Origin of the sequence: Nonomuraea sp. NPDC059007, assembly GCF_042740555.1 — a bacterium.
In the GTDB taxonomy this organism is placed as follows: Bacteria; Actinomycetota; Actinomycetes; order Streptosporangiales; family Streptosporangiaceae; genus Nonomuraea.
Genome location: NZ_JBHYJD010000008.1, coordinates 94564 through 120230 on the forward strand (window position 1 = coordinate 94564; position 25667 = coordinate 120230).

At 71.2% G+C, this 25667-nt stretch carries 27 protein-coding genes; 9 read left to right on the plus strand and 18 right to left on the minus strand.

Annotated features, from left to right (window positions below; genetic code table 11):
• Positions 1-18: 18 nt before the first annotated feature.
• Positions 19-918: an arylamine N-acetyltransferase gene (locus tag ACFWY5_RS15155; protein WP_379632348.1), complete on the plus strand. Its 900-nt coding sequence runs from the start codon at positions 19-21 to the stop codon at positions 916-918.
• Here the strand turns inward: ACFWY5_RS15155 and ACFWY5_RS15160 are convergent.
• Both ACFWY5_RS15160 and ACFWY5_RS15165 read right to left on the minus strand, forming a co-directional pair.
• Complete coding sequence (locus ACFWY5_RS15160) at positions 866-1639, minus strand: BTAD domain-containing putative transcriptional regulator (RefSeq protein ID WP_379632350.1); 774 nt, start codon at positions 1637-1639, stop codon at positions 866-868. The genes ACFWY5_RS15155 and ACFWY5_RS15160 overlap by 53 nt on opposite strands.
• 102 nt (positions 1640-1741) lie before the next feature.
• Positions 1742-2680 carry a LysR family transcriptional regulator gene (locus ACFWY5_RS15165; protein ID WP_379632352.1) on the minus strand — a complete coding sequence of 313 codons (939 nt, stop codon included), beginning with the start codon at positions 2678-2680 and terminating at the stop codon, positions 1742-1744.
• Between the two features lie 113 nt (positions 2681-2793).
• On the opposite strand from ACFWY5_RS15165, the gene ACFWY5_RS15170 reads away from it, so the two are divergent.
• Positions 2794-3699, plus strand: coding sequence for an NAD(P)H-binding protein (locus ACFWY5_RS15170; protein WP_379632354.1), 906 nt, complete (start codon positions 2794-2796; stop codon positions 3697-3699).
• 19 nt (positions 3700-3718) lie between these two features.
• On the opposite strand, the gene ACFWY5_RS15175 is transcribed toward ACFWY5_RS15170, so the two are convergent.
• From ACFWY5_RS15175 to ACFWY5_RS15190, 4 genes are all read right to left on the minus strand, one after another.
• Complete coding sequence (locus ACFWY5_RS15175; protein WP_379632356.1) at positions 3719-4957, minus strand: serine hydrolase domain-containing protein; 1239 nt, start codon at positions 4955-4957, stop codon at positions 3719-3721.
• A gap of 62 nt (positions 4958-5019) precedes the next feature.
• Complete coding sequence (locus ACFWY5_RS15180; RefSeq protein ID WP_379624427.1) at positions 5020-5346, minus strand: DUF1048 domain-containing protein; 327 nt, start codon at positions 5344-5346, stop codon at positions 5020-5022.
• A gap of 1 nt (position 5347) precedes the next feature.
• The gene (locus ACFWY5_RS15185; RefSeq protein ID WP_379624425.1) at positions 5348-5704 is read right to left on the minus strand and encodes a DUF1048 domain-containing protein; all 357 of its coding nucleotides are present in this window, start codon (positions 5702-5704) and stop codon (positions 5348-5350) included.
• The gene (locus ACFWY5_RS15190; RefSeq protein WP_379632358.1) at positions 5701-6027 is read right to left on the minus strand and encodes a PadR family transcriptional regulator; all 327 of its coding nucleotides are present in this window, start codon (positions 6025-6027) and stop codon (positions 5701-5703) included. The genes ACFWY5_RS15185 and ACFWY5_RS15190 overlap by 4 nt, the downstream gene beginning before the upstream one ends.
• Positions 6028-6179: 152 nt before the next feature.
• Here ACFWY5_RS15190 and ACFWY5_RS15195 point away from each other — a divergent pair, with 152 nt between their 5' ends.
• Entirely contained in the window at positions 6180-7304 is a 1125-nt protein-coding gene (locus tag ACFWY5_RS15195) for an MBL fold metallo-hydrolase (RefSeq protein ID WP_379632360.1), read from the plus strand.
• Positions 7305-7477: 173 nt separating this feature from the next.
• Here the strand turns inward: ACFWY5_RS15195 and ACFWY5_RS15200 are convergent, their stop codons facing one another.
• A complete protein-coding gene (locus ACFWY5_RS15200; RefSeq protein WP_379632362.1) occupies positions 7478-8440 on the minus strand; it encodes a transcriptional regulator in 963 nt (320 codons plus the stop codon).
• A 58-nt stretch (positions 8441-8498) separates the two neighbouring features.
• Between ACFWY5_RS15200 and ACFWY5_RS15205 the strand changes: the two genes are divergently transcribed.
• Positions 8499-9749 (plus strand): MFS transporter, encoded by a 1251-nt coding sequence (locus ACFWY5_RS15205; protein ID WP_379632364.1) that lies wholly within the window; start codon positions 8499-8501, stop codon positions 9747-9749.
• Here the strand turns inward: ACFWY5_RS15205 and ACFWY5_RS15210 are convergent.
• The 5 genes from ACFWY5_RS15210 to ACFWY5_RS15230 are packed head-to-tail and all read right to left on the minus strand — an operon-like array spanning position 9667 to position 14678.
• Positions 9667-10752, minus strand: a complete 1086-nt coding sequence (locus ACFWY5_RS15210; RefSeq protein WP_379632366.1) for an ABC transporter ATP-binding protein — start codon at positions 10750-10752, stop codon at positions 9667-9669. The genes ACFWY5_RS15205 and ACFWY5_RS15210 overlap by 83 nt on opposite strands.
• On the minus strand, positions 10728-11807 hold the full coding sequence (locus tag ACFWY5_RS15215; RefSeq protein ID WP_379632368.1) for an ABC transporter substrate-binding protein: 1080 nt from the start codon (positions 11805-11807) through the stop codon (positions 10728-10730). The genes ACFWY5_RS15210 and ACFWY5_RS15215 overlap by 25 nt, the downstream gene beginning before the upstream one ends.
• Complete coding sequence (locus tag ACFWY5_RS15220) at positions 11804-12616, minus strand: ABC transporter permease (protein WP_379624411.1); 813 nt, start codon at positions 12614-12616, stop codon at positions 11804-11806. The genes ACFWY5_RS15215 and ACFWY5_RS15220 overlap by 4 nt, the downstream gene beginning before the upstream one ends.
• The gene (locus ACFWY5_RS15225; protein WP_379632370.1) at positions 12613-13530 is read right to left on the minus strand and encodes an ABC transporter permease; all 918 of its coding nucleotides are present in this window, start codon (positions 13528-13530) and stop codon (positions 12613-12615) included. The genes ACFWY5_RS15220 and ACFWY5_RS15225 overlap by 4 nt, the downstream gene beginning before the upstream one ends.
• Positions 13531-13538: 8 nt before the next feature.
• Positions 13539-14678 carry a M28 family metallopeptidase gene (locus ACFWY5_RS15230; RefSeq protein ID WP_379632372.1) on the minus strand — a complete coding sequence of 380 codons (1140 nt, stop codon included), beginning with the start codon at positions 14676-14678 and terminating at the stop codon, positions 13539-13541.
• Between the two features lie 149 nt (positions 14679-14827).
• Here ACFWY5_RS15230 and ACFWY5_RS15235 point away from each other — a divergent pair, with 149 nt between their 5' ends.
• Positions 14828-15457: a helix-turn-helix domain-containing protein gene (locus tag ACFWY5_RS15235; protein ID WP_379624404.1), complete on the plus strand. Its 630-nt coding sequence runs from the start codon at positions 14828-14830 to the stop codon at positions 15455-15457.
• Positions 15458-15476: 19 nt separating this feature from the next.
• On the opposite strand, the gene ACFWY5_RS15240 is transcribed toward ACFWY5_RS15235, so the two are convergent.
• From ACFWY5_RS15240 to ACFWY5_RS15265, 6 genes are all read right to left on the minus strand, one after another.
• Positions 15477-16379, minus strand: coding sequence for a hypothetical protein (locus ACFWY5_RS15240; protein WP_379632374.1), 903 nt, complete (start codon positions 16377-16379; stop codon positions 15477-15479).
• A complete protein-coding gene (locus tag ACFWY5_RS15245; RefSeq protein ID WP_379632376.1) occupies positions 16376-16699 on the minus strand; it encodes a PadR family transcriptional regulator in 324 nt (107 codons plus the stop codon). Before ACFWY5_RS15245 ends, ACFWY5_RS15240 begins: the two co-directional genes overlap by 4 nt.
• Before the next feature lie 37 nt (positions 16700-16736).
• A complete protein-coding gene (locus ACFWY5_RS15250) occupies positions 16737-18203 on the minus strand; it encodes an MFS transporter (RefSeq protein ID WP_379632378.1) in 1467 nt (488 codons plus the stop codon).
• A 233-nt stretch (positions 18204-18436) separates the two neighbouring features.
• The gene (locus ACFWY5_RS15255; RefSeq protein ID WP_379632655.1) at positions 18437-19918 is read right to left on the minus strand and encodes a tripartite tricarboxylate transporter permease; all 1482 of its coding nucleotides are present in this window, start codon (positions 19916-19918) and stop codon (positions 18437-18439) included.
• Between the two features lie 41 nt (positions 19919-19959).
• Positions 19960-20466: a tripartite tricarboxylate transporter TctB family protein gene (locus ACFWY5_RS15260; RefSeq protein WP_379632380.1), complete on the minus strand. Its 507-nt coding sequence runs from the start codon at positions 20464-20466 to the stop codon at positions 19960-19962.
• Positions 20463-21461: a Bug family tripartite tricarboxylate transporter substrate binding protein gene (locus tag ACFWY5_RS15265; protein WP_379632382.1), complete on the minus strand. Its 999-nt coding sequence runs from the start codon at positions 21459-21461 to the stop codon at positions 20463-20465. The genes ACFWY5_RS15260 and ACFWY5_RS15265 overlap by 4 nt, the downstream gene beginning before the upstream one ends.
• Positions 21462-21565: 104 nt before the next feature.
• On the opposite strand from ACFWY5_RS15265, the gene ACFWY5_RS15270 reads away from it, so the two are divergent.
• From ACFWY5_RS15270 to ACFWY5_RS15285, 4 genes are read left to right on the plus strand one after another with little or no spacing between them, the layout of a single operon-like run.
• Positions 21566-23182, plus strand: coding sequence for an ATP-binding protein (locus ACFWY5_RS15270; RefSeq protein ID WP_379632384.1), 1617 nt, complete (start codon positions 21566-21568; stop codon positions 23180-23182).
• The gene (locus tag ACFWY5_RS15275) at positions 23179-23850 is read left to right on the plus strand and encodes a response regulator (protein ID WP_379624387.1); all 672 of its coding nucleotides are present in this window, start codon (positions 23179-23181) and stop codon (positions 23848-23850) included. The genes ACFWY5_RS15270 and ACFWY5_RS15275 overlap by 4 nt, the downstream gene beginning before the upstream one ends.
• 52 nt (positions 23851-23902) lie before the next feature.
• Complete coding sequence (locus ACFWY5_RS15280; protein WP_379624385.1) at positions 23903-24490, plus strand: dihydrofolate reductase family protein; 588 nt, start codon at positions 23903-23905, stop codon at positions 24488-24490.
• 10 nt (positions 24491-24500) lie between these two features.
• A complete protein-coding gene (locus tag ACFWY5_RS15285) occupies positions 24501-25607 on the plus strand; it encodes a serine hydrolase domain-containing protein (RefSeq protein ID WP_379632387.1) in 1107 nt (368 codons plus the stop codon).
• Positions 25608-25667: the final 60 nt, after the last annotated feature.

Sequence of the window (25667 nt, forward strand, 5' to 3'; positions counted from 1 at the left end):
TTCACTTAGGAGGCGTACATGACCGCAGAGATGACCATCGGCCCGATGCTCCACAGGATCGGGCATCACGGGCCCGTGGCCGCCGACCTGGAGACGCTTGTCGCCCTGCACCGGGCCTGGCGGCAGGCCGTGCCGTACGAGAACCTCGACATCCAGCTCGGCAGGCCGATCAGCCTCGAACCTGAGCCGCTGTTCGACAAGCTCGTACGGCGGCGCCGCGGCGGCTACTGCTTCGAGCAGAACGGCGGCCTGGCCATGCTGCTGCGCCTGGCCGGCTTCCAGGTGACGATGGTGGAGGCGGCCGTCATGCGCGCGGCTCGCGGCGCGGCGATGTGGGGCAACCACAGCGCGCTGCTCGTCGACCTCGACGGCCGCCGCTGGCTGGCCGACGCGGGCATCGGGGACGGCTTCGTCGAGCCGCTGCCGCTGCGCGAGGGGTCGCACGCCCAGGGAAACCTGACCTACCGGCTGGAACGGCTCGACCCGGACACCTGGCGCTTCCACCACCACCCCGGCGGAACGATCGCCTCCTACGACTTCCGGCTGCGACCGTGCGACATCGCCGACTTCGCCGCCCGCTCCCGTGAACTGTCCACCTCCACCGAATCGGCGTACGTCACCACGCTCATTGCCGCCCGGCCGAGCTCCGGCCACACGCTGGTACTGCTGTCCCGCACGCTGCGCCGGCTGGGCGCCGGCGACAAGGAACCCCGGACCATCGGCGACGCGGACGAGTTCGCCAGAACGCTGTCCGCGGACTTCCTCGTCCCGCTCGGCGACCTCGGCCGCAACGGCATCGCCCAGCTCTGGCACAAGTCAGGCGCCCAGGACGACCTGTGGCGCGCACGCGTCGGCAACACCCCCCTTAACCCCAGGACGACGCATGCCCGCGGGCGTCCAGAGCCGGGTCTCGCCTGAGCACTGCCTGGTGCAGGGTACGCAGTGCCGGTCCCGGCTCGATGCCCAGCTCGTCGGCCATGACGCGGCGGATGTCCCGGTACACGTCGAGCGCTTCGGAGGGGCGCGACGCCCGGTAGAGCGCCAGCATCAGCTGCGCACGCGGTCGTTCCCGCAGGGGGTGCGCGGTGACGTGACCGGCCAGCGTCGGCATCAGCCCGTGGTGGTCGCCGGCGGCCAGGCGCAGGTCGGCGTGGTCCTCCTGGGCGGCCAGGCGTTCCTCCTCCAGGCGGGCGGCCTCGGCACGGGCCCACGGGGCGCGGACGCCCGCCAGCGCCTCCCCCCGCCACAGGGTAAGCGCCCGGTGGAACAGGCCGTCCGCCGTCGTCAGGTCTCCCTGCGTCTTCGCGGTACGCGCCCGGCGTACCAGGAGCGAGAACAGCAGGGCGTCCACGTGTTCACGCGGAACGTTGAGCTGGTATCCACCGGAAACGGTGGCGATGCCCGCGTGCGGCGAGAGCAGGCCACGCAGCTTCGACACCACGATCTGTAACTGCTTGGCCGCCGTCGTCGCGGTGCTCTCGTCCCAGACCTGGGCGAGCAGGTGGTCCGCGGAAACCGGCTGCCCGGCACTCAGCGCCAGCCTGGTCAGAACCCCGACCCGTCGCGCGCCTGCCAGCGGCAGCCGCGTACCGCCTGCGCTGATCTCCCAGGGTCCCAGGACGTTGATCTGCATTCCCATCAGAGCGTGCTACCGCGACCTTTCCGTCCGCCTCTCAGGTGATTTCCACTGTAAGGACGGGCCGGGCCGGGCAATGTCCGGTGAACGCCCTACATCGGGATCTCATGGCCTGTCGGCGCGACGGAGTACGCGGCGCACGGCGCCACGCAGCCACTGGTGGCCCCCGTCGGCGGTGTGGCGCGGGTGCCAGGCCATGCCGATCGTCAGCGGTGGCAGCGGCAGCGGGATTTCCAGCAGGCGCAGCCCCATCGTGTGCGCGGCGTCGCTGAGTGGTGAAGGGGGTTCGCCCGGCAGCGCGGCCGGCACCAGGCAGACCACGTCGCCGGCCGCGGCCAGCGCCATCGCCGCCAGATGTCCGGGCAGGACGGCGCTGACCCGCCGGGTGAGCCCCTCCTCGGCCAAGGCCGCGTCCAGCGGGCCGGTGAAACGTCCCCGGCGGCTGACCGCCACGTGCTCGGCCCCGGCCAGCCTGGCGGGTGTCAGCGTTCCGCCGGTGAGCGGGTGCCCGGCCCTGACGCCGGCCGCCATCCGCAGCGTGACCAGCTCTTCCACCCTGGTTTCCGGGTCGACGTGGTCGATGGCCCCGATCTCCAGATCGATCCGGCCTTCGCGCAGGGCGGGGCCCGCCTCCCACTCCTCGGCCAGTACCCGCAGCGAGACGCCCGGCGCCCGGCGCCTGGCCAGGTCGAGCAGTCCCGGCGCCAGCGCCGTACCGACCAGGTCCGAGGCCTGAACGGTGAAGGTGCGCCGCAGCGCGGCGGGGTCGATCCCGCCGCCCGGGGTGAGCAACGCCTCCAGCTGACGCACCACCGCGGCGGCCTCGTCCCGCAGCGCCTCGGCGCGGGGTGTGGGCACCATCTTCTGCCCCGCCCGCACGAGGAGCGGATCCTGGAGCACCCGGCGCAGCCGGCCCAGGGTACGGCTCATCGCCGCGGGCGAGGTGCGCAGCCTCGCGGCGGCCCGGGTGACGCTCTGCTCGGTCAGCAACGCGTCGAGGGCAATGGCGAGGTTGGCGTCGAGGTTCGGATCTGGGCTGGTCACCGGCATCATTCCATTTCGGGCAATGATTGGATGCTGAAATTCCCATTGTGGCAATACGGTGGGACTCCTCACGATGGGGGCTGTACCGATCCGGCACCTACCGCGAGGTTTTCATGATCGTCATTACCGCTCCCACCGGGAACATCGGCCGGCGGCTGCTGTCGCTGCTGGTCGAGGCCGGGCCCGCACTACGCGTCATCGTCCGCGATCCCGCCCGGCTCCCCGAGGCCGTGCGCGAACGGGTCGAGGTGGTCACCGGCTCGCACGGCGACGCCGCGACCGTCGAACGCGCCTTCACCGGGGCCGACGCCGTCTTCTGGCTGGTGCCGCCGGACGCCTCCCTCACACCGGACGAGGCGTACAGCGGCTTCACCCGCCCGGCCGCGCGGGCGTTCGCCGCCCACGGCGTCGGCCATGTCGTCGGCGTCTCGGCGCTCGGCCGCGGCACCCCGCAGGCCGCCCGGGCCGGGCTGGTCACCGCCTCCCTGGCCATGGACGACCTGATCGCCGGCTCCGGCGTCGCCTACCGGGCCCTGGCCAGCCCGTCGTTCTTCGAGAACCTGCTGGAGGAGGCCGATTCGATCCGCGAGAACGGCGTCTTCACCGACACCGTCGCCGCGGACCGCCCGGCCCCGCTGGTGGCCGTCGCCGACATCGCCTCGACGGCGGCCGGGCTGCTGCTCGACCGTTCCTGGACCGGTGTCGGCAGCGTTCCGGTGCTCGGCCCGCAGGACCTGTCGCCGGACGACCTGGCCCGCATCATGACCGAGGAGCTGGGCCGCCCGGTCCGCTACCGGCGTCAGCCGCTCGGGGAACTGCGCTCCACCATGCTCGGTTACGGCCTCAACGAGGCGTTCGTCGAGGGCATGGTCGACATGAAGCGCGCCAAGGACCAGGGCCTCGACTCGGGCGTGGACCGCTCACCGCAGGCAGGCCCGGCCACCGGATTCGCGCAGTGGTGCGCGCAGACCCTCAAGCCCGCCGTCCTCGCCAGGGCCGAGGCGGTCGACGCCCCCTGACGGAACCGGGCCGTAGATGTCAGCCGAGGCAGGAACGGACGGCCTTGGCCAGGTTCGCCGCCCTCGGGTCGTCGGGCCGGAAGTTCCAGAGGTTCGTGACGTAGCAGAAGCCGACCTCGCCGTCGGGGTCGGCCAGGGCGATCGATCCACCGGAACCCGGGTGGCCGAACGACCCCGGCCCGATCATCGGCGCCGGCGGGCAGGCCCGCCAGAACCCCAGCGACATGTAGAAGGACCGGTCGGCCGGGATGTCCAGGCCGGGCGGCAGCCCGTACATCCGCGTCTTGTCGGTCTGGACGGCCGTCATCGTCTCGACCGCGGGCGGATCGAGCAGCCGCACCCCGTCGACGTCGCTGACCGTGGCGGCGTACATCCGCGCCAGCGAGTGCGCGTCGGCGAGCATGTTCGCGGCCGGGAACTCGGCCGCGCGCCAGGCCCGCGTGGTGTGATAGTCGGAGGTGTTGTCCAGGGCGCCGCCGAGCTCGCCGGCGCGCATCTGGATCGAGCCCGGACTCCACAGGGATTGGACCCATGCGGTGACCGTCTCCGCGTCGAGGCCGGTGGACGCGATCATCCCGGCGAGCAGTTCCTCCACGCTGAACGCGTCGGCGTAGTGGAGGCGGGCCACTCGTTCCTCGTGCTCTTCCGGCAGCCCGATCCAGGCGCTCAGCCCGAGCGGGGCGGCCACCTCCTCGGCGAAGAACGTGCCGAGCGACTTGCCGGTGATCCGGCGCACGACCTCCCCGACGAGAAAGCCGTAGGTGACGGCGTGGTAGACGTGCTCGGTGCCCGGCTGCCACAGCGGCTTCTGCGCCTCGATCGCACGGATGACCGGGTGCCACGCGCACGCCTCCTCGAACGTCAGCGGTCCGTCGAGGAGCGGGAGGCCGGCCTGGTGGGACAGCAGCCAGCGTACTTTGATCTGTTCCTTGCCGTTGGCGCCGAACTCCGGCCAGTACTGGGTGACCGGGGCGTCCAGGTCCAGCTCACCGCGCTGTGCCAGCATGTGGGCGCAGATCGCGGTGGCGCCCTTCGTCGTGGAGGCGACCTGGACGATCGTGTCTTCGCGCCACGGCCGGGTCGCCTCGCGATCGGCGAGGCCGCGCCACAGGTTGGCGACGGGGCGGCCGCCCACGTTGACGCTGCACGCCGCGCCGACCTCGCCGGGGGCGTCGAAGTTCGCGTGGAACGCGTCGGCGACCTTTCCCCAGCCTTCTTCGACACCGCTTTGTGGGGAGTTGTCCTGGTTGGTGGTCATGCGGCTATCCGTTCTCTCGTTCGTGGCTTGTCACTTCGCAGCTCACCGCCGGCCGATGGGTGTTACTTCTCGGTCGTGCCGGGATTGTCGATGAGGGACTTCTGGTAGAAGTCGGCGTGGGTCGGCGTGTCCTTGATCAGGTCGTCGCAGAAGGCGGCGACGTCGTTGCCGATGAGCTGCAGGACGCCCTTGCCCGCGGCGACGCCTTCCTCGAAGAAGTCGACGATCCCCGGCAGCAGCGGCCCGTCGGGCAGGTCGACCGGCCCGACCTTGAAGAAGTACCGCTGCATCTCCTTGTAGACGATCTGGTAGTCCGGCGGCAGCGCCTTCACCCGCGCCATGTGCGCCCGCCACTGCTTCTTGCCCTCGATGATGTCCTGGATGCCCATGTCAGCCTCCTAGCCGGCCAAGTTTCCTGGCCACGTTCCTGTTCAACTGCTCGCGCCAGCGATCGCGATAGCTGCGAGCCCGCTCGCCCCCGGCCAGCGCCGCGCAGAAGCCCGCGATGTCGTCGCCGAGCACCTCGTCCACGCTCTGCCCCTCGGCCGCGCTCTCTTCGAGCAGCCCCAGCACGCCGTCGAAGATCGGCATCAGGTTGCGGCCGGTGAAGTCCCCGTGCAGGGTCAGATGACCCTTGATCTCCTCCCAGGCCCCCCGGTAATCGGCGGGCAGCGCCCCGGCCCGAGCCTCGAACGCCTTCCATTCCCTGGTGAGATCACTGCCTGTGATGGTCTCCCAGAAGTTCATCGCCCACCCTCCTTGAGTGTGTCGATCCGTGATGTCACGTACTCCCACTTCGCCCAGAACTTCGCCAGCTCCGCGCGCCCGGAGTCGTTGAGCGCGTAGAACTTGCGCGGCGGGCCCTGCCCGGACGGCCGCTTTGTCACCACGACCAGCCCGTTCCTCTCCAGCCGCAGCAAGATGGTGTAGACCGTGCCCTCCACCACATCGGCGAAGCCGAGCTCGTTCAACCGGCGGGTGATGGCGTACCCATAGGTCTCCTCACCGCCAATGATCTCCAGCACGCAGCCCTCCAGCGTGCCCTTCAGCATCTCCGTCAGGTCGTCCATCGCGGTCCTCTTCGCCCTCTCGGTACTTTGTAGTACCGAGTACCACTATACAGTACCACAGAGTAGTGAGGTAGGTAGATATCACCGACGCGAAAGCGCGGGGCGGCGTGGAAGTGTCATCTCGTCGAGGCCGCACCGTGAGAGGAACGTCTGTGAACAATCACGACCATGCCCATACGCCAGGTCCGCTGAGCCGGCGAACGCTCCTGCGCTCAAGTGCCATCGCCGCGGGCATCGCGTCGGTCGGAGCCCTCTCCCAGCCGGCGCCCGCGCTGGCGAGGACACCCTCCGGCGGAACCGACCTGGTCCTGCTGGGAACCGCGGCCGGTCCGACGCCTTCGAGCGGGCGCTTCGGCATCGCCAGCGCGCTCGTGGTCCGGGGCAACGTCTACATGGTCGACTGTGGCCGCGGGGCGGTGTCGCAGTACGTACGCGCCGGCCTGGACCCGGCAAAGCTCAAGGGCATCTTCGTCACCCACCTCCACGCCGACCACATCGCCGACTACTTCAACCTCGCGATGTACATGGCTCCCGCGATCATGTCCCAGACGGGCGCCCTGCCGAGCATCGACGTCTACGGCCCGCCCAGCGCGGGCGCCCTGCCCGACGTTCCCGGCGCGAAATGGGTCGCTCCGCACCGCCCGACCCCCGGCCTCGCCGACCTGACCAGGCTCTCCAACGAGGCCTTCGCCTACTCCAGCAACACCTTCATCGCCGAGAAGATCGGATTCGACCCGGCCGCCGCCCTCCGCGTCCATGAGATCAAGCTGCCGGATGTGGGCGCGTCCCCCATCGGCAACACGGCGCCGGCCATGAAGGCTTTCCCCGTGATGAGCAACGACGACGTCAGGGTGACGGCCATCCTGGTCTCCCACGGCGTCGTCTTCCCCAGCCTGGCCTACAGGTTCGAGACCGAACACGGCAGCGTGGTCTTCTCCGGAGACACCACATTGACGCCGAACATCCCCACCCTCGCCGAGGGCGCGGACATCCTGGTCCACGAGGCCAACGATCCCCAGTGGTGGCACGAGCACGGAGCTTCAGAGCACTTCGTGGAGCACATGCGCACGACCCACACGGACGTTCTCGACCTGGGTACGGTGGCCCGGCAGTCGGGCGTCGATTCCCTTGTGCTCAGCCATATCGGAGATTTCCAGCCGCACGCGCAGTGGCAGGAGCGCGCCCGTGCCGGCGCGCAGAAGGCCGGCTACCGCGGCAAGATGATCGTCGGGAAGGACCTCATGCGCCTGAACGTGCGTCACCACGCCCCGCGCTGACCTCGTCTTTCGCCCGCCCGCGAAACCTTGGCGTCCGGCCGCCGGAACCCGATGAGATCCCCGCACGGCTTGCCCAGGCCCCTCGACGCTCCGCGCCACGTCACGGTCCGCACCGTGTCCTTCCTTCTCGGCAAGGCGGGCGGGCCGTGGAGATCGCCTCGCGCGCGGAGCGACTACAGGCCTTCGACCAGGGCCTGGCCGAGATCGGTGCGGGAGTAGAGAACCGAGCGGCCCACCCGCCGGCGCCGGATGAGGCGCGCGTCCAGGAGAACCTTGAGGTGGCGCCCCACCGAACCGAGTCCCTGCCCGGTCAGCGCCACGAGCTGGGTCGTGCTCTTGGGGCCGGCGAGCAGCACGAGAACGCCGGCCCGAGCCTGCCCCAGCAGTTTGCTCAAGGCGTCGGGCACCGGCACCCGCTCACCTTCGGCGAGCGCTCCCCGGCAGGGGTAGATCACGGCGTAGCGGTGTGGCAGGCGCCAGCTGACCCACCGCCCGCAGCCCGGGGTCACCGGCACGAACAGCAACTGGACGCCGGACAGTTCCCGGGGCGGGTTGTCGTGCGCGTTGATCTGCAGCCGGCCCTCCCCCAGCCAGCGCATCCCCGGCCGCATGCCGTCCAGCACCGCGGCCCACCCGCCCTGGCTCAGCCGCTCCGACCTGGCGGCGATGTCCGCCTCGACGACCCTGCGGCGCCGCGGCCAGGAGGGCGACACCGTCTCCCGCCACACCCACGCCAGCAGGTCGGCGGCGCGTTCTCCCAGGTCGGCGCGGTCCAGCGGGGCGGGGAGCGGCCCGCCGAGCGTCACCTCCAGGTCCGCGTGGATGATCTCGGCGGGGGTCTCGCGTACGCGCTCCAGTTCGTCCTCGAACCTCGCGGCTCCGTCGTCAGGCGTGGGGATGAGGAAGTCGGCGATCCAGTGGCGTCCGAGCGCGGCGCGCAGCAGCAGCGCGCTGAGCGGATCATCGGCCATCCGGCGCCGGTAGGCGGGCCGGTGGGCATCCAGCCACGCGCGCTCACCCGGATGCGCCGCGCTCCCCATCGCCAAGGTCAGCAGGCTCGCGGTGGTCTCGGCCAGCGCGGACACCACGAACCGGCTCCTGGCGAGGGTGTCGGCGTTGACTTCCCAATAACCCATGTTTCGCTCCCCCGCGAAACCTTACCGGCCCGGCCATCGGCACCGATGAGATTCCCCCATGCGTACGTATGGGGACCTCTTCCGGGTGCCGGAGTTCACGCCGCTGTTCGCCGCCTCCGCCGCGCAGACGATGGCCTCGACGGTGAGCGGCCTGGCGCTGGGCACGCTCGTCTACGCGGCGACCGGCTCGCCGCTGCTCGCGGCTCTGAGCATGTTCGGTCCGTCCCTGGCCCAGGTGGTGGGCGCGACGGCGTTGATGTCCGCGGCGGACCGGCTGCCGCCGCGTGCCGCGCTGAGCGCCCTGGCCGCGGCTTTCGGCGTCGGCACGGCCGTCATGGCGGTTCCCGGGCTGCCGGTGTGGTCGATCTTCGCCGTCCTGTTCTGCCTCGGGCTGATCGCGTCGCTGGGCGGCGGGGTGCGGTTCGGGTTGCTGAACGAGATCCTTCCGCGTGACGGATACCTGCTCGGCCGATCGGTGCTGAACATGTCGGTGGGCCTGACGCAGATCTGCGGGTTCGCGCTGGGCGGCCTGCTGGTGAACGTGTTGTCGCCGCGGGGCACGCTGCTCGCCGCCGCGGTCCTCGCCCTGGCCGGCGCGCTGATCTCGGGTTCCGGACTGTCCCGGCGGGCGGCGCGTGCTCCCGGCCGCCCGTCGGTCGCCGTCACCTGGCGCACCAACGTGCGGCTGTGGTCGTCGGCGCCTCGCCGGTACGTCTATCTGGCGCTCTGGGTGCCGAACGGGCTGATCGTCGGCTGTGAGGCGCTTTTCGTCCCGTACGCGCCCGGCCACGCGGGGCTGCTCTTCGCGCTGGCCGCGTTCGGCATGCTGACCGGGGACGTGCTCGTCGGCCGGTTCCTCGCGCCGCGGTGGCGGGAGCGGCTCGCCGTACCGCTGCGACTGTTGCTGGCCGCTCCCTATCTGATCTTCCTGCTGGAGCCCGCACCGCCTTTGGCGGCGGTGGCCGTCACGCTGGCCTCGGCGGGCTTCGCGAGCAGCCTGCTCCTGCAGGAGCGGCTGATCGCGCTGACTCCCGCCGAGATCCGGGGGCAAGCCCTGGGGCTGCATTCGTCCGGGACGATGACCATGCAGGGTGTCGGGGCGGCTCTGGCCGGGGCCATCGCGCAGTACACCTCTCCCGCCGTGGCCATGTCCGTGATGGCCGCGGCGTCGGTCCTGGCGACGTTGTGCCTGGTACGCGGGCTGCGACCCGGCACCGAAGACGACGTCAGGCCTGCGGCAGGGGAACGACGTGGTCGGGATGGAAGGCGAGGCGCACGTTCTCGTTCTCGCCCGGGGCGGGCTGGGTGACCGGCAGGGTGACGCGTAGCGTGGCGCCCGCCTCGGTCGCGGCGGTGACGCGGATGTCCGAGGCCACTCTGATGACGTCCAGGGTGCGGGCGGGCACGCCGTACCAGCCCTGCGGAAGGTCCTCGGACGCGGCGAGCACCCGCAGCCGCTCCGGGCGGATCGCGACGCCCTCGGCCGAGAGACGGGCGGCGGGAACGGGGATCCGCGCGCCGCCCAGTCCGGGCACGACCAGCCCGGCCTCCCCCGTCACGGCGGGAAGGACGTTCGACTCGCCGATGAACCCGGCGACGAAGGCCGTCTCCGGCCGGTCGAAGATGTCTCCCGGTGTGCCCGCCTGCTCGACCCGGCCGCCGCGCAGCACCGCGATCCGGTCCGAGAGTGTGGCCGCCTCCTCCTGGTCGTGGGTGACGAACACGAAGGTGGTGCCGCGCTCGGTGTGCAGGGCTCGCAGCTCGCGCTGGAGCTGCCTGCGCAGTTGCAGGTCGAGGGCGGCGAACGGCTCGTCGAGCAGCAGCGCGCGGGGCCGGCACACCAGGGCCCTGGCCAGGGCGACACGCTGGCGCTGGCCACCGGACAGCGCGGCCGGGCGGCGATCGCCGAAGCCGCTCATGCCGACCAGCTCCAGCGCCTCGCCGGCCAGCGCGCGCCGGGCCTTGCGGTCCATCCTGGCCATCCGCGGTCCGAACGCGACGTTGTCCAGCACGCTCAGGTGCGGGAACAGCGCGTAGTCCTGGAACACCGTGTTCACCGGACGGCGGTTGGGCGGGGTGGCCACCATGCTCACCCCGTCGATGAGGATGTCACCGGCATCGGGGCCGATGAACCCGGCCAGAAGGTTCAGCACGGTCGTCTTGCCGCAGCCGCTCGGGCCGAGGAGCGTGAGGAACTCCCCTTCGGCGACGGTGAGGTCGACGTCGTCCACGACGAGCTGGCTCTCGTAGCGCTTGCTGACCTTCCGCAGCTCGAGCTGTCCGCCGGTCATCGCGGCACGGTCCTGGTCCATGCGTCCGTCCATTTCGCTTTGTTCTCGTTGACCATGTCCCAGTCCACGTAGCGCAGGTCGTCCAGCGAGCCGTCCGGCCCGTACGGCATGCGCTCGCGCACCGAGGCAGGGATCACCGCCGTGGTGCTGGCCGGGGCCAGGTAGAGCGTCTTGACCAGTCCCTCCTGCGCCTGCTTGCGGGAGGCGAAGTCCAGGAACTTGTAGGCCGCCTCCGTGTTGTGCGCCTTCGCGGTGACGTGCCAGCGGCTGTCGGCGGCCAGCGCTCCCTCCTTGGGCGCCACCCACTTGATGGGCAGGCCCTGGTCGGCCAGGGGCCAGGCGCCGGAGTTGTAGTGGGCGGCGATGGCGACCTCGCCGGACTGCAGCAGGTTGCTGGCCGCGCCGGAGGAGTCGAAGAAGGACACGGCGTTCAGGTCGCTCAGCCTCGTCAGGCCGGGCGTGATGTCGGCGCCGCCCTTGGCCTCCAGCCGACCGGCCGCGAGCAGCGCCAGCGGCAGCCCGCCGGTGGTCGCGGGCGCCGGGATGGCGACCTTGCCGGCGTTCGCGGGCGCCCACAGGTCCTCCCAGGAGCCGGGCGGCGTCTTCACCTTCTCGCTGTTGTAGGCCAGGCCCAGGGCCCAGTAGCCCATGGTGAGGGCCCAGACTCCGTCGCGGTCGCGCAGCTTGGCGCGATCGGCCAGCTCGGACATCGCCGGGATCTTGTCCTCGGGCAGGGCGGCCACCAGCTTCTCGGCGCGCGCCGCCTCGGAGATGCCCGAGTCGAGCAGGGCGACGTCGACGGCGTCCGGCGACTGGCGCAGCTTGCCCAGCGTGACGGTGGAGGTGCCGATCTCGGCCTGCACGCGGATGCCGGTCTCCTTCTCGAAGGGGGCGATCACGCTCTGCCTGATGCCCTTCTCCCAGGAGCCGCCGAAGATCGCGACGCGGAGCAGCTTGCCGCCGCCGTGGTCCTCGCCGGACTTGGCCTGGTTCTGCGCGTCTATGACGTTCCCGCACGCGCTCACCAGCAGCGCGGCCGCGGCGAGGGCGGCGAGCCCGCGTCCTGTCCGGGTCATGAGGGTGCTCCCGCCGCTTTGAGACCGGACACCCGGTCCACGATCAACATGGCCACGAAGGCCAGTGCCACGGTCAGGGTGGAGACCGCGGACACCCCGGGATCCACCGTGTACGCGACCTGGTTGAGCAGTTTGACCGGCAGCGGGTTCAGCGCCGGCGTGGAGAGGAACATGCTGACCTCGACGTTGACGTAGCTGGCCGCGAAGCCGAGCAGGCATCCGGCGCCCAGCCCGGTGCGCATGAGCGGCAGGGTGACGTGGGCGAACCTGCGCCACGGGCCGGCTCCCAGGTCGGCCGCGGCCTGTTCGAGCGTTCTGGGCGCGCCGCGCAGCGAGGTGAGCACGCTGCGCAGCACGAACGGCAGCGCCAGGATCACGTGCGCCATGACGAAGCCCGGGTACGTCCGCCCCACCCCGAGGACGAGCAGCAACTGGAGCAGCCCGACGCCCAGCACGATCTGCGGCACCAGCATCGGCATCGTCAGCAGCGCCTCGACGGTGTCGCGGCCGGGCATCCGCGGCGAGGTCAGCGCCAGCGTCGCGGGGACCGCCAGCGCCGCGGCGACGACGGTGGCGATCAGCGCGATGTTGGCCGACGCCACGATCGAGTCCACCCACGCCGGGTCCGACAGCACCAGCGCGAACCACCGCAGCGTGAGGCCCTCGGGCGGGAAGGCCAGGTACCCGGTGGTGGTGACCGCCGTGCCCAGCAGCACCACCGAGGGCGCGAGCAGGAACAGCGACACCAGGATCAGCCACAGCCTGCCCGCGGTCCTGGCCACGCGGCCGGTCTCCATTCCCTGGCTCATCGTGCTCCTTCCATCGCGTACCGCCTGAGCATCCGCAGGTAGAAGATGACCGCGGTGAGCGAGAGGACCAGCAGCAGCACCGCGAGTACGCTGGCCGTCACCCAGTCGAAGGTCACCAGGGTCTGCTCGTAGATCAGCATGGACAGCACCCGCACCTGGCCGCCGGACAGCACGGCCGGGGTGACGTACCCGGTGACCGCCATCGCGAACGCCATGAGCGCCCCGCTGGCGACGCCGGGCACGGTCAGGGGCAGCGTGACGGAGGTGAACCGGCGCCAGGCGGTCGCGCCCAGGTCCGCCGCCGCGCGTTCGAGCCGGCCGTCCAGCGCCTCGAAGGCCGACAGGATCGACAGGGTGGTGTAGGGCAGCAGGATGTAGACCAGGCCGATGATCACGCCGGTCTCGTTGTAGAGCAGCGACCAGCCCTCCCGCGACAGCCCGAGCGCCCTGACGACATCGTTGACCAGCCCTTCCTTGCCCAGCAGGACGAGCCACGCGAACGACCTGACCACCGCGGAGATGAACAGCGGGGTGACCAGAAGCAGGAGCAGGGCCCGCCGTACCGCCGCGCTGCGCACGCAGCGGGCCATGCACCAGGCGGTGGCGTACCCGACGACCACGGTCACCGCGGTGGCGATCAGCGACACCCGCAGGGTGGTGACGGTCACCTCGAAGTAGAGCCCGTCGGTCAGGACCCGCCGGTACGCCGACGCCCCGCCGGTGAAGCTGGCGGCGACCATCTGCCCCAGCGGGGCGACGAAGAGAAGCAGCGTCGCGAGTACGGCGGGCGCAACCAGGGCCCACTGCCGCCACGAGAGTCCGCCGGCGAGCGCCGTGGCGGTCCGCCGCCCGGCGGGCCGGGTGGCGGACGGGGTGTCCGCGGGTGGTGACGGCGTTCGCGTGGTGGTGGACATCCGGTTCCTCACATCTGCTTGGCGAGCGAGGCCAGCAGTCGTCCGGCGGCCTCGACGGCGACGTCGACGCGGCCGAAGTCGACCTTGTCGAACGTGTCGCCCGGCTTGTGGTAGTCGGCCTGGCGCCACCACATGAGCAGGAGGGCGGGGATGCCCCGCTCGTGGAAGGCCCAGTGGTCGGCGCCCGGCTTGTTGTCGTCCACCCTGACCTCGCCGATCTCGGCGACCTTGGCCCCCTCGATGGCCTCGAGCGCGGTGGCCCGCAGGTCCGGGTCGGTGCACCACAGCCAGAAGAAGTCGCCGCCGGAGATCTGGTCGAGGCAGACGCAGTAGCGCACCTGGCCGAGCAGGCCGCGCTCGGTGAGGTCGTTGACGAAGAAGTGAGAGCCGAACATGCCCACCTCCTCCCCCGCGATGCCGACGAACTTGACGTTCATCGCGATGTCGTTGGCCCGCAGGTGTTCCAGTACGCCGAACATGCCGGCCGTGCCGGAGGCGTTGTCGTAGGCGCCGGGGGTGTCGAGCTGGGTGTCGTAGTGCGCGCAGACCACCACGTAGTCGCTGGAGGACGGGTCGCCCTCGTAGGTGGCGATCACGTTGTAGGAGTAGGCGTCGGGGTCGAGCCGGGTGCCGATGGACACCCGCGCGGTCACCGGTGTGCCCGCGTCGATCGCGGCGAGCAGCCGTTCGCCGTCCTTGGCGGACACCACCACCATCGGGACGCGATACAGCGCGCTGGGGTTGATCAGCGGGATCGCGTCGCCGCTCGCGTTGACCACGATCTGGGCGACGGGGTTTCCGGCGCCGTCCACGAGTTCCATGGTGGGCATCTCGTACAGGCCCTCGATGAGCACTTTGACGCCGTACCTGCGCAGTGTCCCGGTCAGGTCGTCGGCCGGTGCGGAGTAGACCACGGGCGCCACGTCCAGGGGTTCCTCGGCGCCGCCGATCGCCACGGTCAGGCTGGGCGCGCGCGTCACCGACCAGCCGACGAAGCCGAGGCGCTGCAACGTGGTCGGCAGGCCCTGCTCGCGGAAGCACTCGGACAGGAACTCGGCGGCGCGGTGCTCGCCCTCACTGGCCGAGAAACGGACGCCGATGGTCTCCGAGAGACCTGACATGACCCGGGCAACGATCTCTGACGGCATGCAAACTCCCTGCTCGTAGCTCTACAATTCGACGAATCGAACGATGACATCGCATACTGAACGCCGAGCACCCCAATCGTCAAGCCCCCTTCCGCCCAGAGGAGCCTTCAAAGGGCGCGAGAATTCACCCGGAGGTTGTGATGGGTAACGTGGAGATCATTGACTTGCTGGCCGCGAATCTGCGGCGGTTGCGGCGGTTGCGCGGCCTGTCGAGCGCGGAACTGGCGCGGCGGGCCGGCGTCGGCCCCGCCACCTTGTCCTTGCTGGAACGCTCGCAGGGCAACCCGACGCTGGAGACCGTGACATCACTCGCCGCCGCTCTGGGCGTGCCGGTGACCGACCTCATCGACGGCGCCAGGCGGCCGCCCGTCACCGTGGTGCGGGCCGACCAGGGCGCGCGGGTCACCCGGCCGAATCTGGATCTGCGCTTCATGCACAGGTTCAGCTCCAGCGGCCTGGACACGGTGGAGTTCTACGAGATGATCGTGCTGCCCGGCCAGGAGTACCGCTCGCGCGGCCACGCCGGGGTGGAGAACATCGTGGTCACCGCGGGCACGCTGACCGCCGGGCCGGTGGACCAGCCGGTCACGCTGTCCACCGGCGACTTCGTGGCCTTCTCCGCCGACGCGCCGCACGTGTACGCGACCATCGGGGACGTCGCGGCCAGGGCCGTACTGGCGCTGCGCCATGCCCAGGGCGACCTGGGGCCGGAACCGGTCAGCGGCTCGGTCATACTCTCCCTGGCCGACGAGATCCCCGACGCGGACTGGCAGGAGTAGGCAGGAGCGGTGCGACGCCTCAGGCCGGGAGGCGGCCGATCGAGGAAGGCCCGACCGGGTCATGCGGGGCCCGCCTGAGCACGGCCCGCGCCACCAGCGCCGCCATGCCGGTGCTCACCAGCGCGCTGGCCGCCACGGCCATCGCGAACCACGGCGAGGCCTGCCTCAGCCCGATCGCCAGGAGGGCCGCCACGGCCAGCCAGGCGATAGCGTTCAGGATGGCGGCCACCGCGAGCGACTTGCCGGCGGCGCGTACGGCGTCCGCAAGCCGGGGAGACGCCGCCGCGGTGAGGGGCAACGGCAGGACGAGGGCCATGACGATCGGCGAGAAGAAGCCGCCCAGCATGGCCTCCGCGAGGGGCCCGACGGGATGGCCGACGTCCAGGAATCCGAGGCCGACGTAGGCGGCGACGACGAACCCGGCCGGGACGGCGACCAGGGCCGCCACCATGACCATCCGCCCCCTGATCGCCCGCTCCTGCGCGTCCTTCCCGGCGGCGCGTACCCTCACGGCGACCTGCCAGAGCGACAGCAGCGCCAGAAGCCCCGCCATGGCGAACAACGCCGTGGCCGTCCTGTGCAGTTCGGCGGCGATCGCGCCCGCTCCGGCCGCCCGCTCCCACACGCCGTGCAGGCTGGCGGCGTCGCGTACACCCGGATTCCACAACAACCCCAGCGCGCCCGCGCCGACGGCCAGGATCGCCGGGAGCGGCACGCGCGGCGGCCGGGCGCCGGGAACGCGCCGGTGGTGCACCCACGCGTCGGCCACCCCGCCGGCCAGGTCGGCCACCGTGCGCAGCCGCACCGGCCGCGAGTCGACCAGGTCGGCGACCTCCTCGCCGTAACGCTCCCGCCACGGCTTCGGATAGAGCCCCAGCACGACCCCCGCCACGATCCGCAGCACGCCCCTACGCCGTCTCACGCCTGCCCCCATGCCACTCGCCTGAATCCTGCCCGTTCGACCCGGCGCAGCGTGGCGAGCTGCTCACGCAGCGCGTCACGTCCGCTCTCGGTGATCCGGTACGGCTTGCGCCGCTCGGTCGACTCCACCCGCTCGATCCAGCCACGCTCCTCCAGCCGCATCAGCGCGCCGTAGAGCGTGCCCGGCTCCAGCGACGTCCCGGAAAACTCCTCGATATCGCTGATCATCCGGTATCCGTGCTTCTGCCCCTCCGCGAGGCTGATGAGCACCAGCAGCGCCACGTCCGTGAAGCGGCCGAGCTCCGATGTTCTCCCTGCCATGTATTCAGTAAAACTTAGTAAGTACAACTGAGCAACTTCAATCCGCGGATACGGCGGCGCGCGCGGGCAGCAGCAGCATGAGCACCGCCGCGAGCACGTAGAACCCGATCTGCCACGGAAGGATCGCGGCGAACGCCTGCGCGAATCCGTCGGCCACGGCCGTCCCGGCGGCCAGCGCCCCATCGACACCGGCGAAGAAGACTCCGCCGAGCACCGCGACACCGACGGCGCTGCCGATCTGGCTGACGGTCGTGAGCACGCCGCCGGCCGAACCCGCGGCCCTCGCCGGCACCCCGGCCAGGATCACGTTGACGAGCGAGGGCGCGGTCAGGCCGAGGCCCAGGCCGCCGATGAACAGCGGCAGCGCCAGGAGCCAGTAGCCGGGGTGAGCCCCGGCGCCCACGACCACGAGCAGGACGACCTGGGACACCGCCAGGACCAGAGCTCCGCCGATCAGGAGCGCCCGCCCGGCCCGGCCGGCGAACTGGACGCCGATGCCGGAGGTCACGATCGCGCCGGCCGCGTAGGGGACGATCACCAGCCCGGTCTCCCACGCGCTCATCCCCAGCCCGAGCTGCAGGTACAGCGAGAACAGGAAGAAGAACGAACCGACGGCGCCGAAGAAGAGCAGCGAGGCGGCGAGCCCTCCGGAGAAGGATCGCACCCTGAGCAGGGCGGGATCGAAGACCGGCTGCTCCCCGCGCGATGAGACCCGGCGCCCCCAGAGCAGGAACAGCCCGCCGGTCAGCAGGGAACTCGCCATCATCGCGTAGCCCCACCAGGGCCAGCCCCATTCGCGGCCCTGGACGAGCGGCAGCAGCACCAGCACGGACGTCACCGCGCCCAGAACGGCGCCGGGAACGTCGAGCCGCGGCTTCTCCTCGGCCTGCGATTCGGGCAGGTATCTCGCGCCGAGGATCAGGCCGGCGATCGCGATGGGAATGTTCACCCAGAAGATCGCGCGCCACCCGAGGCCGAACAGATCGGCGTCGACGAGGAACCCGCCGAGCAGAGGTCCGGCGACCGACGCGAGGCTGAGCACCGCCCCGTACGCGCCGAACGCCTTGGCGCGGGCGGCGGGGCGCAGCGAGGAGCGGATGATCCCGAACACCTGCGGCACCATGAGTCCACCGGCCAGGCCCTGCAGCACACGAGTGGCGATCAGCGCCTCGGGACTCGGCGCCAGGGCGCAGAGCACCGACGCGACGCCGAATCCGGACAGTCCGCCGAGAAAGACGCGCCGCCTGCCGAACTGATCGCCCAGCCGCCCTCCGGTGATGAGCACGGCGCCCATCGCGAGCGTGTAGCCGGCGACCGTCCACTGAATCGCTGATTCGCTCGCGCCGAGCTCACGCATGATCTCGGGAGCCGCGACGCTCACGATCGTGGCGTCGAGCAGCTCCATGAAGTCGGCGAGGAGCACTACGGCGACGGCGATCAGCGCCACGCGGCCACTGGTGATCATCGAGGAGTCCGGCGGCGAAGCGGTATGTGGGGAAGCCATGCGGGCACGGTTCCACCAGAGGCGGACATCGAATGGCCGCCATTCACTCCTCCTGCTCTCGCTCCTTCAGGCACGCCGCGACTGGTGCGAGGTGCCGCGTTTCGACTACTCGGCCACGGCGGCGCGGGAGGCGGAGGAGCCGCCGCCCCTCCGGGTGGAGCCACACCGCCTTCTCGTCTTGGATCTCGATCGGGCGCGGTGGCGGGTGTTCCGCGGCGGCGGCCCGCCGGAGCTCATCGAGGCGTGCGGCGAGCTGGCGGCGCGTTACGCCGCCGTGGGGGCCGCCGGGCGAAACGCCTGATCCACGGCCAGGCCAGCACGATGACGATGACGGCGTAGACGAGGAAGGAGACGGGGCCGCCGAGCAGGCCCGGCAGTTCTCCGCCGGACAGTTGCAGCGAGCGGCGGCCCTGGAGCTCGGCGCGCGGGCCGAGGATGACGCCGACGATCAGCGGCAGCACCGGGAGCCCGAAGCGGCGCATGCCGAAGCCGAGCAGGCCGAGCCCGAGCAGCAGGAGCAGGTCGAACGGCTGGGCGTTGACGGCGTAGGCGCCCATGGAGGCGAAGAACAGGATGCCCGCGTACAGGTAGGGGCGCGGGATCCGCAGCAGCCTGGCCCAGGCGGGAGCGAGCGGCAGGTTGAGCACCAGCAGGAGCAGGTTGCCCAGGAACAGGCCGGCGATCAGGGTCCAGACCAGGGCCGGCTGGCGTTCGAACAGCAGCGGCCCCGGCTGGATGCCGTAGGACTCGAAGGCGGCGAGCATCACCGCGGACACGGCCGTGGTGGGCAGGCCGATGGCCAGCATCGGCACGAGCGTGCCGGCGGCCGAGGCGTTGTTGGCGGCCTCCGGTCCGGCGACGCCTTCGATCGCGCCGTGACCGAACTCCTCCGGCCGTTCTGCGAGCCGCTTCTCCGTGACGTACGACAGGAAGGTGGGGATCTCCGCGCCGCCGGCGGGCAGGGCGCCGAACGGGAAGCCGAGCGCGGTGCCGCGCAACCACGGCCTCCAGGATCGCCGCCAGTCCTCCGCGCCCATCCACGCCCGCCCGACGGGGACGACGGGGACGGCCGTGCGGCGCAGGTGCGCGGCGACCCACAGCGCCTCGCCGACGGCGAAGATGCCGACGGCGACGACGACCACGTCGATGCCGTCGGCGAGCTGGGGGATGCCGAGCGTGAGCCGCTGCTGGCCGGTGACGCCGTCGATGCCGACCGTCCCGATGACCAGCCCGATCAGCAGGGACGCGAAGCCGCGTACCCGGGAGGCGCCCAGCGTGGCCGAGACGGCGACGAAGGCCAGCAGCATGATGGCGAAGTAGTCGGGCGCGCCGAGGCTGACGGCGAAGCTCACCACGAACGGTGTGACCAGCACGAGCGCCAGCGTGGCGATCGTGCCGGCGACGAACGAGCCGATCGCCGCGGTCGCCAGCGCCTGGGCCGCCCTGCCCGCCTTGGCCATCTTGTTGCCCTCGATGGCCGTGATGACCGAGGAGGACTCGCCCGGCGTGTTGAGCAGGATGGACGTGGTCGAGCCGCCGTACATGCCGCCGTAGAAGATGCCGGCGAACAGGATGAACGCCTGGGTGGGGTCCAGGCCGTAGGTGATGGGCAGCAGGAGTGCCACCGTCATGGCCGGGCCGATGCCGGGCAGTACCCCGACACCGGTTCCGGCGATCACGCCGATGAGGGCCATCAGGAGGTTGCCCGGGGCCATGACGTTGGCGAAGCCGTCGAGCAGGAGGTTCAGATTGTCCGTCACAGGATGCCCCGCAGCACGCCGGCCGGGAGGTTCACGCCGAGGCCGATCGCGAACGCGTAGAAGGTGACCAGGGCCAGCGTGACCGCGATCAGCAGGCCGCGCACGTGATGCCGGTTGCCCAGGGCGAAGGCCGCTCCCCAGAACAGGATCGAACCGCTGACGACCCAGCCCAGCCAGTCGATCAGCGCCACGTTGAGCAGGAAGACGCCGATCAGGAGCAGCACGGTACGCCAGTCGGCGCGGGTGGTCAGGTCGACGTCCTCGCCGGGCTCCGGCTCGCCGCGGCCGCCGCGGGCGACGTCGGCGGCGTACCCGATCGCCACCCCGAGCAGGCAGACGCCCAGGATGACCGGGACCGGGCGCGGCCCGATGGGGTCGTTGCTGCTGGTCAGATGAGTGATCCCGAGGCTGTCGGCGATCACCAGGACGCCGGCGAGGGCCAGAACCGCGCACACGCCGTACTGCGCGCGGTCCTTCGCCGCCGCCGGGGTGCCGTGGCTCATGCCAGCCCGAGTTCGGCGAGGATGGCGACGACGTTCTTGTCCTGTTCGGCGAGGTAGGCGGTGAACCGGTCGCCGGTGAGGAAGGAGTCGGTCCAGCCGCGCTTGGCCAGTTCGGCCTTCCACTCCCGCGAGTCGTGCATCCTGGTGATGGCGTCGATCCAGGTCTTCCTGTCGGCGTCGCTGATCCCGGGCGGCGCCACGATGCCGCGCCAGTTGCTGAAGACGAGATCGATGCCGGACGCCTTGAGCGTGGGCACGTCCTTGACGACGTCGATCGGCTCCGCGCTGGTCACCGCGAGGATGCGTACGGTGCCCGCCTCGACCTGGTCGAGGAACTCACCGTAGCCGCTGGCCCCGAAGCCGATCTTGTTGCCCAGGATGGCGGGCAGCAGTTCGCCGCCGCCGTCGTAGGAGACGAAGCTGACCTGCTTGGGGTCGATGCCGACGGCCCTGGCCAGTTGCATGGGCAGCAGGTGGTCCGGCCCGCCCGGCGAGGACCCGCCGCCGACCGTCACCTTCCCGGGGTCCTTCTTCCACGCCGCCACCAGGTCACCGATCGTCCGATACGGCGAGTCCTTCGACACCACGATCGCGCCGGCCTCCTCGATGAGCTTGGCGATCGGGGTGGTCTGGGTGAGGGTCGCCTTGGACTTGGCGGCGTACGAGGCGCCGGCCACGCCCAGGCCCATGAGTAGGGCGAGCTTGCCGTTGCCCTTCTCGTTGATCGTGCGCTGCAGGCCGACCGTGCCTCCGGCGCCGGGCAGGTTGAACACCTGAACCCCTGTGGCGATCTTGGTGTCCTCCATGACCTTGGCGGCCGTGCGGGCGGTGGTGTCGTAGCCGCCGCCGGGGGTGTTGGGCACCATGATGCGCAGCCCGCTGATGGGCGCGCCCGCCCCGCCCGCGCGCGTGCCGTCCGGTTTCGGCGCGGTCGCTCCGCAGGCGCTGAGCGCGATCATCGACAGCGCCACGAGAGCGCTGAGGTGAATTCTCACAGTGGGTCTCTTTCGTCGGGAGAAGCGCGGCGCCATGATTATGCGAACCCGGACGACGGGCCGTCTGCCTTGTGTGACCAGCGGAGATTGTGTTCATTGTGTTCGTGAGACGCCGCCGCCCGACCCTGGCCGGCGAGATGTTGATCCTGCAACTGGCCGTTGTGGTGGTCGTCCTGTTCGCCGTGGGCGCGATCTCTCTGGCGCAGTCGGCCGCCACGTTCGACCGGGTCGAGGGACGGCGGGTGAGCGCCCTGACCGAGCAACTGGCGTGGAACCCGCTGATCCGCGCCCAGATCGACCAGCCGGCGCCGCATGAGGTGCTCGCCCCGCTGGTGCATGCGACGCTGACGCGCTCCGGCGTCACGTCGGTGACCGTCGCCGACGTCCACGGCACGATCATCAGCTCGACGAACACCACGCTCCTCGGCGGCGAGCTGCCGCTGGGCGACCCGGGCGTCGCGCAGGCGCGGGGATGGTCCGGCCACCTGGTCGTCGACGGAGTCACCGAGGTCGCCGCCCAGGTGCCGGTCCTCGACGACGCCCCCGGCAATCACGGCCGTCACCTCGGGACGGTCTCGATCGGCGTGGCCGCTCCCACCGTCTGGGAACGGCTGGCCGGCGCCTCCTCCTACCTGCTGACCTACCTCGGGGTGGCCAGCCTGCTGGGCGGGCTCGGCTCGTGGCTGCTCGCCCGGCGGATCAAGCGCCAGACCCTGGGCATGGAGCCGCGCGAGATCGCGGGCCTGGCAGAACACCGCGAGGCCATGCTGCACGGCATCGCCGAAGGTGTCGTCGCGCTCGACCAGCAGCGCAGGCTCACCCTGGTCAACGACGTGGGCAGGACGCTGCTGGACCTTCCCGAGCACTGCGTCGGGATGAGCCTGACCGCGCTGGGCATCCAGGATCGCCTGTACGACGTGCTGAGCGGCGCCGACGAGGCCCGCGACGAGATCGCCATCCACCGTGGGCGCGTGCTGGTGATGAACCGCATGACCATCAGCAAGGACGGACGCCGCCTCGGCTCGGTGACCACCCTGCGCGACCGCACCGAGTTCGCCCGGCTCGAACGCGAACTCGGCTCCTTCCGCAGCTCCACCGAGCTGCTGCGGGCCCAGGCACACGAGTTCGCCAACCAGCTCCACGTCATCTCCGGGCTCATCCAGGTGCGCGAGCACGACGAGGTCGTCCGCTACATCCGGGCCATCCGCGAGCACCGCGAATCCCTCGACCTGAACCTCAGCAGCCGCATCGGCGACACCTCGCTCGCGGCGCTGCTGATGGCGAAATCCTCGCTCGCCGCCGAACGCCGCGTCGAGCTCCGCCTGTCCGAACGCACCGCGCTGGACCGGCTGGACCCCCTGGACGCCGCGGACGTCGCCACGGTCACCGGCAACCTGGTCGACAACGCCATCGACGCCGCCGCCGGCACCGCCGACGGCGCCTGGGTCGACGTCGAGCTCCGCCAGGACACCTCCAGCGTCGAGATCGTGGTACGCGACTCCGGCCCCGGCGTCGCCCCCGAACTCGCCCAGGAGGTGTTCACCCGCGGCTTCACCACCAAAGCCGCGCAAGGCGGCGAACGCGGCATCGGGCTGGCGCTCACCCAGCTCGTCTGCCGCCGCCGCGGCGGCGAGGTCGCGGTCGCCAACACCGCCGACGGCGCCGTGTTCACCGCCCGCATGTCCATCGGGCGGCAGGCCGCCGAGGAGATCCTGCGATGATCGACGTACTGGTCGTGGACGACGACTTCATGGTCGCCAAGGTCAACAGCGGCTTCGTCAACCAGGTCGCCGGATTCCGCGTGATCGGCACCGCCGGCACCGGCCGGCAGGCCCTCGACCGCGTCACCGAACTGCGGCCCGACCTGGTGCTGCTCGACCTCTACCTGCCCGACCTGTTCGGCCTGGAGGTCATCACCCGCCTGCGCGCCGCCGGGCACGACTGCGACGTCATCGTGATCAGCGCCGCCCGCGAGTCCGACACCGTGCGCGGCGCCGCGCGCCGGGGCGTCAGCGACTATCTGCTCAAGCCGTTCGACTTCGACGACCTGCGCGTCCGGCTGGAGCACTACGCCGCCCAGCGGGCCGGCCTGGGCACGACGGTCATCACCAGCCAGGCCGACGTGGACCGGCTCCTGGCCGGGGCCGGCTCGCCGGCGCCCGCCGTACTGCCCAAGGGCATGAGCGTCGAGACGGCCGAACTGGTCAAGCGAGCGCTCCACGCGACCGGCGGCACGCTGTCGGCCACCGAATGCGCCGCCCAGGTGGGCATCTCCCGCGTCAGTGCCCGCCGTTACCTCGAACATCTCACCGCCATCGGCCAGGTCGAGGTCTCTCTGCGGTACGGCGGCGCCGGCCGCCCGGAGCGCCGCTACCAGTGGCACCGATGAGTTTCGCCGGGGCCGCGAGTCTGTACTTCCGACCGCACCCGAGGAGGGCATCATGACCGCTTCCTACACCTTCGACGTCTTCTCCAGCCTCGACGGCTTCGGCGCCGCCGGCGGCGACTGGGGCGGCTACTGGGGCAAGCAGGGCCCCGAACTGCTGGAGCGCCGGTTCGCCCTGTACGGGCAGGAGCAGCGGATGGTCTTCGGCGCCACCACGCATCGGGCGTTCGCGCGGATGCTGGCCACGAGCACCGAGGACTCGGATGTCCGCGACCCCTGGGTCACCCGGATGCTGAACCTGCCGGCGACGGTGGTGTCGGCCACGCTGCGGGAACCGCTCGACTGGCCGGACGCGAGCGTCGAGAGCGGTGACGCGGTCGAGGTCGTGGCCCGGCTCAAGGAGACGTCCGGGGTGCCGTTGCGCTCACACGGCAGCCTGTCGATGAACCGGGCGCTGATGGCCGCCGGCCTGGTGGACTACGTCCAGGTGACGCTCTTCCCCGTGATCACCGGCCGGACCGGGCAGGACCCCGTCTTCAAGGGCGCGCTCGACTTCGACCTCGAACTGATCGAGCACCGGACGCTCGACGGCCACACCCAGGAGCTCATCTACCGGCCCGCCCTGCATACCCCCACGGGGTAATGTGGATGCCATGAGGACACAAGGTTTCGCCGAACCCGGCTACGAACGCGTACGCGAGGTCTTCCAGGACCTCCTCGACAGCGGCCGGGAGACCGGCGCCGGCGTCTCGGTCTGGCGCGACGGCCGCGAGGTGGTGAACCTGTCCGGCGGCTGGGCCGACGCCGGACGCACCCGGCCCTGGCGGCCCGACACCCTCGTCATGCCGTACTCCCTGTCCAAGGCCTTCGTCACCATCGCCGCCCTGGTGGCGGTGCGCGACGGCGCCCTGACCCTGGACGAACCCCTGGCCGCACGCTGGCCGGAGTACGGCGCCAACGGCAAGCAGGCCACCACCCTCCGCCACGTACTCACCCACCGGGCCGGCCAGCCACGTTTCCCCGCCGAGGCCGCCGGCACGGACCTGCTGGACGAGACGGCGCTGCGAGAGAGCCTGGTGCACGCGCCCCCGGAGTACACCCCCGGCACCAGGCTGGGCGAACACGCCCTGACGTACGGCCACCTCGTGGACGCCGCCCTGCGCGCGACGGCGGGCACGACCCTCGGCCGGATCCACCACGACGTGGTACGCCCCGCGCTCGACCTGGACGCGTGGTTCGGCGTACCCGAGCGGCACCTGGACCGCGTCGCCGACCTGGAGTACGCCGACCCGGCCTGGCCCCGGCACCTGCACGCCGCCCCCTGGCTCCAGATCCCCGCCGGAGCCCTCGACACGGCCCGCACCAACGCCATCCCATGGCGCCAAGCCGTCTTCGGCGCGGTCAACCTCCAGTCCACCGCCACCACGATCGCCCGCTTCTTCTCCCACCTCACCGATCCGGCCGGTCCCGTAGGACAACTCCTGGGCCGGGAACTCCACGAGGAACTGCTGGCCGCCCAGGTCACCGACTTCGACGAGGTCTTCGGCACCCGGATCACCTGGACCCTCGGCTTCGTCCGCGACTCCGGCAAGATCGCCAAAGGCGGCATCGGCGGCTCGGCCGGCTGGTGGTCACGCACCCACGGTCACGCCGCCGCCTACCTGACCCGCCGCCTGGCCGACCACTCCCGCGCCGCCGAGATCGCCGGCGCCCTCGGCGACGACCTGCGCGTCGTGGGCGAGGACCAGCAGCCGTCCTGACTCGGACATTGACCGCGTGTGTCTCATCGGATCGAATGCAAGAGGCTCCTCCCCCATTCG

Coding starts and splice junctions, on each gene's coding strand:
- ACFWY5_RS15155 (WP_379632348.1), top strand. CDS start 19: ATGACCGCAGAGATGACCATCGGCCCGATGCTCCACAGGATCGGGCAT.
- ACFWY5_RS15160 (WP_379632350.1), bottom strand. CDS start 1,639: ATGGGAATGCAGATCAACGTCCTGGGACCCTGGGAGATCAGCGCAGGC.
- ACFWY5_RS15170 (WP_379632354.1), top strand. CDS start 2,794: ATGATCGTCATTACCGCTCCCACCGGGAACATCGGCCGGCGGCTGCTG.
- ACFWY5_RS15175 (WP_379632356.1), bottom strand. CDS start 4,957: ATGACCACCAACCAGGACAACTCCCCACAAAGCGGTGTCGAAGAAGGC.
- ACFWY5_RS15180 (WP_379624427.1), bottom strand. CDS start 5,346: ATGGGCATCCAGGACATCATCGAGGGCAAGAAGCAGTGGCGGGCGCAC.
- ACFWY5_RS15185 (WP_379624425.1), bottom strand. CDS start 5,704: ATGAACTTCTGGGAGACCATCACAGGCAGTGATCTCACCAGGGAATGG.
- ACFWY5_RS15190 (WP_379632358.1), bottom strand. CDS start 6,027: ATGGACGACCTGACGGAGATGCTGAAGGGCACGCTGGAGGGCTGCGTG.
- ACFWY5_RS15200 (WP_379632362.1), bottom strand. CDS start 8,440: ATGGGTTATTGGGAAGTCAACGCCGACACCCTCGCCAGGAGCCGGTTC.
- ACFWY5_RS15205 (WP_379632364.1), top strand. CDS start 8,499: ATGCGTACGTATGGGGACCTCTTCCGGGTGCCGGAGTTCACGCCGCTG.
- ACFWY5_RS15210 (WP_379632366.1), bottom strand. CDS start 10,752: ATGGACCAGGACCGTGCCGCGATGACCGGCGGACAGCTCGAGCTGCGG.
- ACFWY5_RS15215 (WP_379632368.1), bottom strand. CDS start 11,807: ATGACCCGGACAGGACGCGGGCTCGCCGCCCTCGCCGCGGCCGCGCTG.
- ACFWY5_RS15220 (WP_379624411.1), bottom strand. CDS start 12,616: ATGAGCCAGGGAATGGAGACCGGCCGCGTGGCCAGGACCGCGGGCAGG.
- ACFWY5_RS15225 (WP_379632370.1), bottom strand. CDS start 13,530: ATGTCCACCACCACGCGAACGCCGTCACCACCCGCGGACACCCCGTCC.
- ACFWY5_RS15230 (WP_379632372.1), bottom strand. CDS start 14,678: ATGCCGTCAGAGATCGTTGCCCGGGTCATGTCAGGTCTCTCGGAGACC.
- ACFWY5_RS15245 (WP_379632376.1), bottom strand. CDS start 16,699: ATGGCAGGGAGAACATCGGAGCTCGGCCGCTTCACGGACGTGGCGCTG.
- ACFWY5_RS15250 (WP_379632378.1), bottom strand. CDS start 18,203: ATGGCTTCCCCACATACCGCTTCGCCGCCGGACTCCTCGATGATCACC.
- ACFWY5_RS15255 (WP_379632655.1), bottom strand. CDS start 19,918: ATGGCCCCGGGCAACCTCCTGATGGCCCTCATCGGCGTGATCGCCGGA.
- ACFWY5_RS15260 (WP_379632380.1), bottom strand. CDS start 20,466: ATGAGCCACGGCACCCCGGCGGCGGCGAAGGACCGCGCGCAGTACGGC.
- ACFWY5_RS15275 (WP_379624387.1), top strand. CDS start 23,179: ATGATCGACGTACTGGTCGTGGACGACGACTTCATGGTCGCCAAGGTC.
- ACFWY5_RS15280 (WP_379624385.1), top strand. CDS start 23,903: ATGACCGCTTCCTACACCTTCGACGTCTTCTCCAGCCTCGACGGCTTC.
- ACFWY5_RS15285 (WP_379632387.1), top strand. CDS start 24,501: ATGAGGACACAAGGTTTCGCCGAACCCGGCTACGAACGCGTACGCGAG.